Source organism: Flavobacterium sp. Root935 (assembly GCF_001429295.1).
Classification (GTDB): Bacteria; Bacteroidota; Bacteroidia; order Flavobacteriales; family Flavobacteriaceae; genus Flavobacterium.
The window spans coordinates 420,927-434,758 of record NZ_LMJL01000012.1; the positions used below are offsets into that span (position 1 = coordinate 420,927).

At 33.2% G+C, this 13,832-nt stretch carries 11 protein-coding genes; 4 read left to right on the plus strand and 7 right to left on the minus strand.

Annotation, left to right across the window (positions count from 1 at the left end; translation table 11 throughout):
- Positions 1 to 10: 10 nt before the first annotated feature.
- On the minus strand, positions 11 to 3,187 hold the full coding sequence (locus tag ASE40_RS16565; protein ID WP_057118240.1) for a SusC/RagA family TonB-linked outer membrane protein: 3,177 nt from the start codon (positions 3,185 to 3,187) through the stop codon (positions 11 to 13).
- Positions 3,188 to 3,886: 699 nt separating this feature from the next.
- On the opposite strand from ASE40_RS16565, the gene ASE40_RS16570 reads away from it, so the two are divergent.
- Positions 3,887 to 5,107, plus strand: coding sequence for a DUF763 domain-containing protein (locus ASE40_RS16570; protein WP_057118241.1), 1,221 nt, complete (start codon positions 3,887 to 3,889; stop codon positions 5,105 to 5,107).
- 82 nt (positions 5,108 to 5,189) lie between these two features.
- Here the strand turns inward: ASE40_RS16570 and ASE40_RS16575 are convergent, their stop codons facing one another.
- The 3 genes from ASE40_RS16575 to ASE40_RS16585 form a co-directional block, all read right to left on the minus strand.
- The gene (locus tag ASE40_RS16575) at positions 5,190 to 5,636 is read right to left on the minus strand and encodes a hypothetical protein (RefSeq protein WP_057118242.1); all 447 of its coding nucleotides are present in this window, start codon (positions 5,634 to 5,636) and stop codon (positions 5,190 to 5,192) included.
- A gap of 125 nt (positions 5,637 to 5,761) precedes the next feature.
- The gene (locus tag ASE40_RS16580) at positions 5,762 to 6,442 is read right to left on the minus strand and encodes a hypothetical protein (RefSeq protein WP_057119809.1); all 681 of its coding nucleotides are present in this window, start codon (positions 6,440 to 6,442) and stop codon (positions 5,762 to 5,764) included.
- A 199-nt stretch (positions 6,443 to 6,641) separates the two neighbouring features.
- Entirely contained in the window at positions 6,642 to 6,836 is a 195-nt protein-coding gene (locus ASE40_RS16585; RefSeq protein WP_057118243.1) for a hypothetical protein, read from the minus strand.
- Between the two features lie 257 nt (positions 6,837 to 7,093).
- Here ASE40_RS16585 and ASE40_RS16590 point away from each other — a divergent pair, with 257 nt between their 5' ends.
- From ASE40_RS16590 to ASE40_RS16600, 3 genes are all read left to right on the plus strand, one after another.
- A complete protein-coding gene (locus tag ASE40_RS16590; RefSeq protein ID WP_057118244.1) occupies positions 7,094 to 8,548 on the plus strand; it encodes an FAD-dependent oxidoreductase in 1,455 nt (484 codons plus the stop codon).
- Between the two features lie 413 nt (positions 8,549 to 8,961).
- Complete coding sequence (locus ASE40_RS16595; protein ID WP_057118246.1) at positions 8,962 to 9,543, plus strand: TetR/AcrR family transcriptional regulator; 582 nt, start codon at positions 8,962 to 8,964, stop codon at positions 9,541 to 9,543.
- Between the two features lie 54 nt (positions 9,544 to 9,597).
- Positions 9,598 to 10,098: an acyl-CoA thioesterase gene (locus tag ASE40_RS16600; protein ID WP_057118247.1), complete on the plus strand. Its 501-nt coding sequence runs from the start codon at positions 9,598 to 9,600 to the stop codon at positions 10,096 to 10,098.
- Positions 10,099 to 10,203: 105 nt separating this feature from the next.
- On the opposite strand, the gene ASE40_RS16605 is transcribed toward ASE40_RS16600, so the two are convergent.
- The 3 genes from ASE40_RS16605 to ASE40_RS16615 all read right to left on the minus strand — a co-directional run bounded on the left by ASE40_RS16605 (position 10,204) and on the right by ASE40_RS16615 (position 13,823).
- Positions 10,204 to 12,228 carry a M56 family metallopeptidase gene (locus ASE40_RS16605; protein ID WP_057118249.1) on the minus strand — a complete coding sequence of 675 codons (2,025 nt, stop codon included), beginning with the start codon at positions 12,226 to 12,228 and terminating at the stop codon, positions 10,204 to 10,206.
- Positions 12,225 to 12,587, minus strand: coding sequence for a BlaI/MecI/CopY family transcriptional regulator (locus ASE40_RS16610; protein ID WP_057118251.1), 363 nt, complete (start codon positions 12,585 to 12,587; stop codon positions 12,225 to 12,227). The genes ASE40_RS16605 and ASE40_RS16610 overlap by 4 nt, the downstream gene beginning before the upstream one ends.
- 219 nt (positions 12,588 to 12,806) lie before the next feature.
- Positions 12,807 to 13,823 (minus strand): cytochrome-c peroxidase, encoded by a 1,017-nt coding sequence (locus tag ASE40_RS16615; protein WP_057118253.1) that lies wholly within the window; start codon positions 13,821 to 13,823, stop codon positions 12,807 to 12,809.
- Positions 13,824 to 13,832: the final 9 nt, after the last annotated feature.

Consider the following 13,832-nt stretch of genomic DNA (forward strand, 5'->3'; position numbering starts at 1 on the left):
TTCTGTATTTTTAGAATTTAAGATTAACATTAAGACTGAAATTTCTGGTTGTTGGCAAAGATAAACTCTCCAAACCTTGAGCATTTCCAGTATTGAAAGCTGTTTCTGGATCAATATTTGGTGCATCTTTATAGATAAAGAACAGGTTACGGCCAACTGCAGTAATACTTGCTCCTTCTAACCCCAGTCTTTTGGCAAATGCCTTATTTAAATTGTAAGACAATTTTATTTCTCTCATTTTTACAAAAGTTGAGCTGTAGATATAAGCCTCGCTAATGTTGTATGAAGCTTTGTAATATTCTTGAGCACTAATAACTTGAGTATTTGGAGTTCCATTATCGTATACTCCGTTAAAAATCATTCCATCATCATATACAGTCGTTCCAGCTGGAGGAGTTCCAGTTACTAAGGTTTTCGTAGTACCATTCAAGTAGTAGCTTAAACCTCCATTTGCAGCATCACGACCTGGAAGAGTTTGCGCCAATACTCCTGTATAAGTACCTGTTCTGTTAGTACCTGAGAAAATTTCTCCACCTACACTTGCATCAACAAGGAATGATAATTCAAGGTTTTTATAAGTCAATGTATTCGTAACACCTGCTAAATAGTCTGGCGTATAATGTCCTAAAACTTTCTTAGTCGGATCAGCTTTTGGCAATCCATTTGCTCCTACTACGATATTTCCGCTAGCGTCACGCAGGTAAGCAGTTCCATAAAGTGCTCCGTATGCTTGTCCTACAGATGCTAATACATCAACACCTCCTGAAGTACCTATTGTATAGTTTTGAATCTGTTTTGCATAATCCAAAATCTCCACTTTACTTCTGTTTCTAGAATAATTGGCACCAATATTCCATTTGAAATTTTCCGTCTGAATCGGGCTTCCATCCAATTGAACTTCTATACCATTATTGTTTATTTTACCAGCATTAATTAACTGAGAGTTGTAGCCACTAGATGCAGTTGTTTTAATTTCCAAAATCTGGTCGAAACTATTCGTGTTGTAATAAGCCACATCAAAATGCAGTCTATTTTTCCAGAAAGAAGCTTCTAAACCAACTTCAGTTGAACGCGTTGTTTCTGGTTTCAAATTCTCATTCAATTTCTTTTGTGAAGAAGTTTGAATCGGGTTTCCATCAAATGCAGTTTGGAAATTATAAACAGTCGATAATTGGTAAGGATCTGCATCATTACCTACTTCAGACCATCCACCGCGTAATTTTAAGAAATCAAGCGTACTACTTTTCAGTTTCAAAGCTTCAGATAAAATCAAACTTCCATTAACAGAAGGATAGAAATAAGAACGGTTACTGCTTGGTAATGTAGATGACCAGTCATTACGAGCTGTAAGGTTTAAATAAGCATAGTTTTTATAGCCTAATTGAGCAGATGCATAAGCGCTGTAAACTCTCAATCTTGACAAATAATTTGAAGAAGTTAAAGGGTCCCTAGAATTTGTTAATGTATACAAATCTGGTACTGCCAAACGAGGCGCTTTTTGATAGTTATTTGCATCACTGTGATTACGAATATTGAATCCAGCAAGAGCATCTAAACTAAAATCATCATTTAGTTTTTTAGTATAAGTAAAAATACCTTCTGTATTTTGCTCATTTACAGTGTAAGCATCTTCTGCATACGATCCGAAAGGAGTTCCATTTGTACCATATTTAATGGTGTATTTTCTACGGTCGTTATAATAATCAACTCCTGTACGGAATTTAAAATTAAGTCCTTCAGCCAATTTTGCATCCAAATGAACGTCACCAATTATACGGTTACGCTGCTGACTTGTTGTATTATAGTAAGCATTCCAATACGGATTACTGTAGTAGCTATTGTTCCAGTTAACATCTCTATTACTTTCTAACTGATTGATATCAACCTGACGACCAAACCAAAGAAACTGAAGCATTACACCAGCAGCACGGTTTCCAGATGGACCACCTGGCAGCGCTGGAGCATTAGTTGTAATATAATTACCAGTTACTCCTACTCTTATTCCTTTAGATATTTGATAATTTGTGTTGATTGTAAAGTTTGTTTTGTTTACTTCACTATTAGGTACCGTCCCTAATTGTTTTTGGTTGTTTACTCCTAAACGGAAATCTGATTTTTCGTCAGATCTGGCAACAGAAATACTATTGTCGTAAGTAACACCTGTATTAAAGAAATCTTTTACATTATTAGGATGCGCAACAAAAGGCACTGCCTCGCCATTTGAGAAAAATTGAGGAATAAGTCGTCCGTCCATTTTTGGTCCCCAGCTTTCGTCAACACCATCATTAATACCGCCTCCTTTACCATCTACATAACTAAATCTTCCGTTTGATCCTTGTCCGAATGTATTTTGAAAACTTGGCAGTGTAGCTACTTGAGAAATCGTAATACCAGAATTTAAAGTAATTCCCAATCCTTTTTGACTTTTTCCAGATTTAGTAGTAATCAAAACCACACCATGCGCAGCACGAGATCCGTAAAGAGCCGCAGCATTTGGTCCTTTCAATACTGTTAATGTTTCAATATCATTTGGATTCAAATCGGCAATTGCATTTTTAAAGTCACGAGTAGCTCCACCCACACTTCCTAACTGCGAATTATCAACAGGAACTCCATCTACCACAAATAATGGCTGGTTATTTCCTGCAATAGAAGTTTCTCCACGAATAATAATACGAGAAGATCCCATATCTCCTTGAGAATTTGTAATACGAACACCAGCTAATTTTCCGCTAAGACTGTTTAAAAAGTTCGTTTCTTTTGTCTCTGCAATATCTTTATTCTTAAGTGCTTGAGTTGTATATCCTAAAGATTTCTTTTCTTTTGAAATACCAAGTGCAGTCACTACAACTTCTGATAACTGGTTTTGTTCTTCAGTAAGCTCAATAACCACAGCATTTTTATCGACTACAACCTCTGCTTTTTTGTAACCTAAATAACTTACTATTAAAGTATAAGGAAATTTTTGTCCAGTTTGAAAATAAAACTTTCCATCAAAATCTGTTTGAACCCCGTGTGTAGTTCCTTTTATATTAACCGAAGCACCAATAACAGGGTCTTTTGTAACCGCATCTATTACTGTTCCTTCTAGTTTAGACTGGATCAAGGGTTTTGTTTCTTGAGCTTTAACTCCTATGGAAATCAACAAAACACATAACCAGATATAGCTATTTAATTTTTTTTTCATTACTTAATTTTAGTTTTATAAATAAGGCAGATCGAAACGGATATATCATTTTCAAGCTCCTTATAGATATGTACAATTTCTTTAAGCTTCGTCATTTCTGCTGCAACAGAAATGTTTTTTTGTATCTACAAACACATTCGTTTTTTCATTTTTACTTTTTTTTTGATTACTATTTTTGGCCTATACAATATTTCAACCCTTTCAGGTTCATTTTTTTAAAATTTTTATATGAATTAAAAAGAGAAGGTTTTAACCGTAGTAACTCACAAGCTATAGAATGATAAATGAGTCTTTTGTATTCAGAAATAAACATACAAATGGTCTTAATCTCAATGTTTTTAACTTATTTTTTAAACTCTACTAATTCGATAGAACAAAAGTAAATTAAATATTTAAGTTCCCAAATTTTAATTTAATTTTCTGAAAAAAAAATGTTAACAAAAACGTTTTAGTAATTTTAAACTACTATAAACAAGACAGTTATTGAATAAGGAATTTTTACAGTTTATGTAAGATTTTTATTTAAAACAAAATAAAAAAATGAAAAATATTGACTGAGTGAATGACTTTATTTGCATTTTTTTTGCATCTAAAAGTCAAAATGCAGTCAAAAAAGATGTAAAAACGAGACGAGAAGATTTAAGAAACAATTAAAATTATTAAAACCATTTTTGCCTATTTTTGTAAAAATACTTTCAAATGAAGCGTTCTGGCACAGCTGATCTCCCACTACACTATGGACAAGTTCCATTATGGCTCTCCGAACGGATGTCTAAACTTGGTTTTGCAATTGTTGAAACGATTGCTTTAGAATTTTCAACTTCTGAAGTTATAAGCAAGCTTAGTAATCCTTTTTGGTTTCAAAGCTTTGGTGCCGTAATGGGAATGGACTGGCACTCTTCTGGAATTACAACTTCTGTACTTGGAGCACTAAAAAAATCTGTAAATCCACATTCTAAAGAATTAGGAATCTATATCTGTGGCGGCAAAGGCAAACATTCTATGTTAACACCGCAAGAACTTCTATTTGTTGGTGAAAAAACAGGACTTGATGGCAACAATTTAGCGAACTGCAGCAGACTTGCCGCAAAAGTTGACAATACCGCTATTCAGGATGGATTTCAATTGTATCAGCATAATTTTATTGTTGATAATAAAGGTCAATGGGCCGTAATACAACAAGGAATGAACCCTGATTCTAAAACTGCGAGAAGATACCATTGGCATTCGCCGGGTTTAAAATCTTTTATTGAAGAACCACATACTTTTATTTATGGTGAAAATCAAGGAACTATTTTGAATCTTACTGCGCAGGCGGCGGCAAAATCCAGAGAAGGAATTTTAGAGTTAGCGAAAGAATCTCCAACCAAAATAATGAAGGAAATGCAATATCTTTCTATGCCTGCACATCATGATGTGAGAATGGAAGATGTTAACATGAAAAGACTCGGCGCTATGCTCTGGGCAACTCACGAAAATAAACCTGAAGATTTTGAAGAGCTATTGCTTTTAAAAGGAATGGGACCGCGAGCCTTACAATCATTAGCACTTGTTAGTGAAGTCATTTATGGCACTCCTACCCGATTTGAAGATCCTGCGCGTTTTTCATTTGCTCACGGCGGAAAAGACGGACATCCTTTTCCTGTTCCTGTCAAAATCTACGATGAAACGATTGATACTCTGCAAAAAGCAATTCACCGTGCTAAAATTGGCAACTCAGACAAAATGGCTGCAATTCAAAAATTATCTGAAATATCTAGAAAAGCAGAAGAGAGTTTTACGCCAAATTCCAATTTTGATGCTTTAATTCAAAGAGAAAGAGATGAATCTTATAAATATGGAGGAAGAACTATTTTTGGAGAAGCTAAACCTCCTAAAAAGAAACCTATAAATCCAAATAATCAATTAGAATTATTTTAAAATTAAAAATTTATCAAATAAAAAAAAAACTCCAAAATCAAATGACTTTGGAGTTTTTTATTAATAGCTTGTTTAAAATATATTACATTAAGTCGTTAAACTCGTGTAAAGATTTTAATGTATTTTCGTAAAATAATATTGCAGCGATAAGATTTCCTTTATCTGAATAAGGCATCATTTTTCTTTGAAACTCTACTGTAGTATCTAAGAAAGTTGTAGTACCAACTGCTTGATTATCTAATATTTTCTTGTGATCACTATCGTCTGGAATACCTAAATCTGCCATTGTAACACCTGGTTTAGTAACCAAAGCAATATATGGAAGAGTTTTTACTAGAACTTTAATACGCTCAATGTACAATTCTAAAAGTTCTCCTTTTTGCATACCGCTCAATTCTTTTTGGTCGTGGTATTTACGGATTAAGGCTGTTGTACTGATAATACTTCTTGGGGCATTTTTTGCCTGTGCTGATATAGCGCCAGTCGTCAAGAAGAAAAGGAAACTTAGTAAAATAATTTTGCTTTTCATTTTAATGTAATTGGTTGTTGATTAATGACAAAAATATATAATTTAACTTAAATTGCAACTTTATTGATTTCTTTTTTTCTGAAAATTTTAACAAATTGATATTAACTTAGTCAGAAGCAGTATTTTTAGTACGATTGCACCAATTTAGGAGTATTATTTTCTATCTCTTCTGTTGGTTTTATTATCCTAAAACGACTTGGGTATTTTATCCAGATACTTTTTTTGTTGCCATAGTAATCCATAAATTCTTCGCATACAAAAACGGCATGCGCTTTTGACCACGCCACTACACCACAGTATTCACTTCCAGACTGTCTTTTCAGCTTCTGCACTTGTTTGCCTTTTGTAAATCCTAAGTATTTGTAGATTGTTGGTGTATAAACTGTACCGTCTTCCAGATCTTCTAATGCTTTATCAAAAGTCGATTCTTTATCGATAATCTGTTTGTATTTTCCCATTACGGCATAGGTCAATATTGCGTAGTCTGTTATTTTTTCACTTTCGCAATTGTCTTTAATGTAAACAAACCCAGCTGAAGTTTTAGCTATTTTAATTTCCTCATCTTTTAGAAGAAATGAGGCGTTATTCTTTAATGTGATCTTTTGTAAACTATCATTTATCTTTTCAGTTACAAAAAGATTATCCAACCCATAAACGTTTAAAGATGCTTTAATAAAAGCAATTGACGAGCAATTTGTGCGTTCTCCTTGTTTAAAGCTTTCGAATATTTTATCTGCACTTAATTGTGAATAAGAACTTGAATAGACAAACATTAAAAGTAAAAATATTGAACTGACAGATTTCATCGAATTTAAATTTTTATAGTTGGTTTGCACCATTTTTTTGGAATATACAGTTTTACAAATCTATAAAAATCAATTCATAGTTCTTTTTTTAGTTTTGAACTTTTTTGAAAAATTTTAAAATGTGAGTAATACTGCTTAAATAACAAGTAAATAGGTCTAAAAAAATAAAGCGCCTTAAATATTTAAGGCGCTTTATTTTTTATTTTTTTTCTTCATTGTTCATTTTGTCGTCAAAATCAGGTTTTTCACCTTTAAACTTATGAGTGTCAACATCATAATTCTCATCGTTTGTTAGAACTTCATCATGATCTTTATATTGATGTTTTCTCGTATCACTGCGATTATCAGAACTATTATCTTTAGTAATATTCTGATTTTGATTATTTGTTTTCATAATTTCTACATTTTAATTTTTATTAAAATTAGTCGAAATATGTGCTTTAGCACTTATATAATCCTAGCAAAAAGTTATAAAATACTCTTATACATATATAAATATAATCAAAATCATCACGTTTTAACTGTAAGTTTGAAAAACTCATTTTGTACTGGTAACCTTTTACCTTAAATTTGCACAGCTGTAAAAATGTGAGAAATATTTTTCACATTAGATTGTACCGAAATACAATTAGATCCAGCAAATGAACGAAAGTGGAAAAAGAGAAAAGAGATAAAGCAAGCTGGACTATTTGTAATGAGTGTCAAGGACGTGGCAAAAAAAGCCGCGGTCTTAGTGACAAAGCGCGACGCCAATACCAGAATGCAGTAGACCAATTTGAAAAAACAAATGGCAAAGGAACAGCTCCTATTCGACCTAAAGCTCACCAGCATACTTGCTTAAATTGTAATGGATCTGGATTGATTCCTTCTGACAATCATCCTGAAGCAGATACAGAAAATTATCCCCATGTTGCTATTATTGGCGCCGGAATTGGCGGAGTAGCATTAGCTGCTGCCTGTTTACATCGGGGTGTTCCTTTTACGCTTTACGAACGTGATGCTAATTTTGCAGCTCGATCTCAGGGTTACGGACTTACTTTGCAGCAAGCAAGCAAAGCAATCGAAGGATTAGGTATTTTTTCTTTGAATGAAAAAGTAATTTCAACCAGACATTTGGTTCATACTACAGAAGGAAAAGTGATTGGAGAATGGGGAATTCGAAAATGGCTGCAGCAAGATGCTAAAAAATCTTCGAAACGCACCAATATGCACATCGCACGACAATCTTTACGATTAGCATTACTTGAGCAGCTCGACGGACATGATACTGTACAATGGGGACATCAACTAATTGATTTTAAAGAAAATGATGATGATATTGAACTGAATTTTCAAGTAAATGGAGAACTTAAAACATCTAAAGCCGACCTTATCGTTGGTGCCGATGGTATTCGCAGCTCGGTTCGCAGATTACTGATTGGCGATGATATTACCCCCCTGCGCTATCTCGATTGTATTGTTATATTAGGAATTTGCCCTTTAAGCGCTCTAATAGATGTTGAGAGTTCTTTATTAGATTCAGCAACTGTATTTCAAACTGCCAATGGAAATGAACGAATTTATATAATGCCTTACACAGCAGATTCTGTTATGTGGCAGCTTAGTTTTCCAATGCCGGAAGAAGATGCTAAAGCGTTAAGCGCACTTGGACCAAAAGCACTTAAAGAAGAAGCCTGCCGTAGAACGCAGTGGCATGATCCTATTCCTCAAATTTTATCAGCGACAATGGAAGCTCAAATTTCTGGATATCCGGTATATGACCGTGAATTACTCCAATCTGAATTACTGGAGAAAGCTGGAAAAGTTACACTAATTGGAGACGCAGCCCACCCAATGAGTCCGTTTAAAGGACAAGGAGCCAATCAAGCTTTACTGGATGCACTCACACTCGCAAGAGGAATTTCAAAAGAATGCCGACCGCTTTCTGAATGGAGAAAAAAAGGAATTAGAAAAACTGTTTTAACCGACTTTGAAACAGAAATGCTAGAACGCAGTGCTGTTAAAGTAAAAGACTCTGCAGATGCGGCACAATTTCTTCATTCGGAAATCGTACTTCACGAAGGCAATGAACCGAGAGGACGTTGTTTGAAGAAAAAAGAAGCTTAAAATTCTTCTATTCTAATTTTAAAATAAATATCGTGTACTTTTTCTTTCATCAAATCTTATAACTGATGAAATTCCCCTACAATATTTCTCAAAAATGACAATAATAGCACCCATTTCTTAAATTTGATGGAGATTATTAAATAAATAACTATAATTGCATCAAATTATTAAACTTTTTTCACACTTTGAAATAATTTCCCTTCACTATAATTAAAGATTTTGTAGTAAACATAAAATGGAAGATTATGTTTATGGACAGCCCGCCTTATGCTTTATGCATCTGGCGGGTTTTACAAATTATAATGTCTAATAAATATAATCATTAATTATTTTTGAAATATTTAAAACCTTTTAAATACCGATCGGTATTTATTGTTATATTTACTGAGAATTTTAATTCAACTTAAAAAATCATGAATACTTCTGAGTTTATATTAGAAAAAGTTTCCCCAGTTTTCAACAAACAAGGATATGTTGGAACCAGTCTTACAGACATTACAAATGCAACTGGACTTACGAAAGGCGCTATATATTGTAATTTTTCTAATAAAGAAGATTTAGCATTACAAGCTTTTCGCTACAATATAAATGCAGCAATAACTCCTTTGTTTACATTAGTCGCTGCTACAGAAGGCAGTATAAATAAACTTTATGCCGTAACCAATTATCAGCGCAGTTATTATGAATTAGTGAAAGACAGAGGCGGATGTCCGATGCTGAGAGCAGGAATAGATACAAAATTTATTAATCCGTTATTGTTTAAGGCCGCACAGCAATTATCTCAAAAATTTATTATCGGTCTTACTACTATTATTAATGATGGAATCACTGCTAATCAAATTAATGAAAATACAGATCCGGTTAAATATTCCAAAATAATTCTATCCCTCATTGAAGGAAGTTCACTTCTAGCATTTACCCATAACGATGAAAGTTACATAGCCAATGCTATGGACTTTATAGACAGTACTATAATTGCCGCTATTACCAAATAAAAATTTTTTAACCTTTCAAATACCGATCGGTATTTGATGTAATACATTTATAAAATGGAAAAAATATTAAAGACAAAAAGAAAAGTTAGATTTCAGGATTGTGATCCTTTTAATCATTTAAATAACTCGAAGTATCTAGAGTACTTTATTAATGTGAGAGAAGATCAAATCGCAGAGCATTATGACCTTGATATTTTTAAATACATGAAAAAAACAGGTCTCAGCTGGGTTGTGGCATCAAATCAAATAAGTTATATAAAACCAGCATTTACAATGGAAACGGTTTTAATTGATTCGCAATTAATTCAATATACGGATAATTTCCTGCTGGTTGAGATGAAAATGTGGAACGAAAGTGAAACCGAACTAAAATCTGTTTTATGGATAAAGTTTGTGCATTTCAATCTTCAAACCCAAAAAACAGCCAATCATTCTGATGAATTGATGCAGTTATTTCAATCGGTTGTTGTACCTGTAGACCAATCTATTTTTGAAAAAAGATCAATAGAAATTATTCAAAAATTAAAAAGCAGAACGGAAGTGAATCAGCAATAAAGCTTCAATAATTTAATAAATAAAAAAGCCCATTCCTATTCAGTTTGGGCTTTATTTTGTCTTACAACTTGAGTTTTTTAACTCATTCAAATAATTAGTTTTCTTTTAATTATTAGCAAGAGCTTTCAATGCAACATATCGGTCCAGGCTTTTAAAATTATGGCCTTTTGCTTTCATTGATTTGATATAAGATGGTGTGGTGCCTGTTGCTTTTGCTCCAACGATATCTTCTAAATTTAGATCTTCAAAACCAAGACTTTTATATTCTTTTACTAAATCTGGCGTTATATCTTGTGATTTCAAAGCGATCAGATTTTCTGCCTCTATGTTTTGAAAACCAGCATTCTGAAAACTTTTTACGTACTCTGGAGTTACATTCAGTGATTTCATACCAATAAGATCACTGTTTGAGATATTTTTATATCCCAGCTTTTTAAAAGACTCCACATATGCTTTATCAATATTTAATGCTTTAAATGCAATAATATCATCGTCGCTATTATCGTTGTCATTATTATTGCTGCTAACTTCTTTATCATTGCTATCGTTATTATTTTTAGCAGAGCGAAAATCACTAATATATTTGGCATCAATTCCCTGCGATTTTAATGCAATAATATTACCTGGACTAACATCTTTATACCCAGAACTGCGTATTTCTTCAATAAAAGCTTTATCTATTCCTAATGATTTGAAAGGAACAAGATTGTCTAAATCAATCTCTGGAATTGCTTTTCTTATAGAAGCAATATAAGCTTCATTTACATCTAAAGCCGCTAGGGGAATAACTTGATCTTTGTCTAAATCGGTATAACCATTTTTCTTAAGCATCTGTACGTAAGACACTTTCACGTTTATCATAAAGAAAACCAAAAGATCATTATCATTTGCAAGCTCTACTCCTTCTTTGCGCATTGCTGTGCTGTAATCTTTGTTTGCAGTAAATTTATAAGTTCCCATTCCTCTGTCTCCTTCAAATTTTCCTGTAAAATACATCGTTCCTGCTTCACGCGTCAATGTAAATTCTCCCTGTTTGTCTCTAGGAAGATTACTGATTTCACTCAATTGAAAAGTACTGGAAGAATTATTCTCATCACTTTTAAAATTGATTTCTAAAGAATTGCCTTTAATGGTAGCAAACCAGTTTCCGTCTGTTTTCATTCCGTTTTGAATGGCTGTTTCTTTTTGTGCTTCCCCTTTAGAATTTAGGGTTTGACTCTGCGCTGCCGGTTGATTAAAAAGGCAGGCAAAAAGCACCATTAGCGGCACTAGGAAAAAATATTTCCAAGTGGTGTGCACATTTGATTTTTTTGAGTTCATCATGATGATTCGTTTTTTTAATAATGATTGATTATAATTGGTTGTAAGACTCAATGGAAATTGCGGCGCAGCAACCTGCAGTAAGCTGAACTGATAACTTTCTTTTTCAACGTTATCTTGTTGTAGCATTTGATCGTCTGTTAAAAATTCTAGATTGGTCTCTAGGGCTTTTCTCCATTGCCAAGCAAAAGGATTAAACCATTGAAAGATCAGAACAATCTCGGCAAGCAGCAGATCGATAGTGTGTTTCTGTTCGATATGAATTTTTTCATGAAGCAAAATCTGGCTGTAGGTTTCCCATTCGTATTTTTCAGGATTAATAAAAATATTATTGCCGAAAGAGCACGGAGCTTTATCTCCTGTTATTTCCACAATACGAAATTTACCATCTTGAATAACCGATTTAGAATTGGCCCTAAATAGTAATATAACAGCCTGCATTAAAAAATTAAGTCCAAATATTACGACTCCAAACCAGTACAAATACACCAAACACTTTAATAAGACATCAACATTGATTACTTGTTTTGTCTGTTCTGTAAGTGTTGGCTGAACTGTAGGCTCTTTTACTGCTGTTGAAGTAAGATTTTCAACTGGAGCTTTGACAAGTGTAATGTTCTTTTCGGCATCAATTTTTCTAAAAGACAATTGCTGAGGAACTGGAACTAATGGCAGAATAAAAGCCAGTACCATACAAGACAACAATATATATCTGTTTAAATGAAAAAAAGTTTCTTTTTGCAAAAGCAGTTTGTAAAACGCAAAGCAAGCTGAAAGAATAAGTGCTGTATATAAAATATAAGGTATCATATTTTTTCTTTTTTAATGATGCTGACGATTTCATCCAATTCCTTTTCTGAAAGCTTTTGTTCTTTTGCAAAAAAGGCAAGCATTCTCGGATACGAATTATCAAAATACTGACTTACAATATCTTTCAAAGCAAATTGCTGGTATTCTTCCCTGCTGATTATTGGAAAAAAGCAATGCATATTTCCAGCAGTTTCATAATTCAAAAATCCTTTTTCTGCAAGTATCTTCACAATTGTGGCTACACTGTTGTAATGTGGCTTTGGATCTGGCAGCAATGGAATAATATCTCTTATAAAGGCTTTATTCAGATCCCAAAAAACCTGCATGATCTGTTCTTCTCTTTTGGCTAATTTTATCATGGTTGAATATTTTGATGCAAGATACTACTAATTAATTAGTAGACAAACTAATTCTTTAGTTTTTTAACTAATAAATTAGTTTTTATATGAAAACCATAGTAATTACAGCACAAAAAAAGGCATTAAAAAACAAAACAAATAATTGATTTTCAATATTTAAATAAAAAAAGCTAAACTTTTCAGTCTAGCTTTTTCATTCTTTTCGAAATCTAAATGCAGTTAGTTCTTGATAAAATCAGTATCACTTAAGGTTTTCATAAAAGCAATAAGATTGATTTTTTCTTGTTCAGTAAGCGGAATTCGTTTGCCATTTTCTTTAAAAATTGGATCCAGATTTTCAGCATCTAAAACGCCATTATCAAAATAATCCAAAACAGATTCTAAAGTTGCAAATTGTCCAAAACTTCCATAAGGAGCTGTATATTCTATATTTCTTAACGTCGGCACACGAAAACTCATAAAATCAGCAGCAATTCCAGTAACCCTGCCACGCCCTGCTTCATTGGTATCGGTGTTTAAAGGAAAACCAATATTTCTAAAACTCTGATCTGTAAACAATTCTGAACTATGACAGCTCGCGCATTTTTGCTGAAAGGTTTGATAACCCTGTAATTCGCTTTCTGTAAAAGATGCCGTATTTCGTTTTACTTTATCATATTTGCTGTTAGCAGAAATTAAAGTGTATTCAAATTGTGCAATACTTTTATAAATCCTTTCAGGAGTAACATTCTCATCTCCAAAGGCTTTTCGGAACAAATCTTTATAAACGGCATCATCTTTAATTTTACCTATAACTTCTAAAATAGAGGAATCCATTTCTTCGTGCGTTATAATAGGCACTAACGTTTGCGTTTCCAGCTGCAGTTTACTTCCATCCCAATTGTAAAATTTCATAAAAGCCAAATTTTGAATGGATGGCGTATTGCGAAGTCCAATTCTGCCTTCAATTCCAACTGCTTGTGCATGCTGGTCTGTAAAAGCATTTGCCTGAATATGACAGCTTGAGCAGGAAATGGTATTATCTGCGCTGAATCTTTTTTCTGAGAAAAGCTTTTCACCTAATTCCACACCGTATTTTGTCGGCTTGTTTAGACTTACAAAACTATTGAGTTCTGGAAATCCAGACGGAATATTCAGCGAAATTTCAGGATTATCAATAGAAATCATATCCGAATCATCGCTGTTACATGACGCAAACAATAATAATAGAGATATGAAGCCGGCTATTTTTTTCATTATAAATAA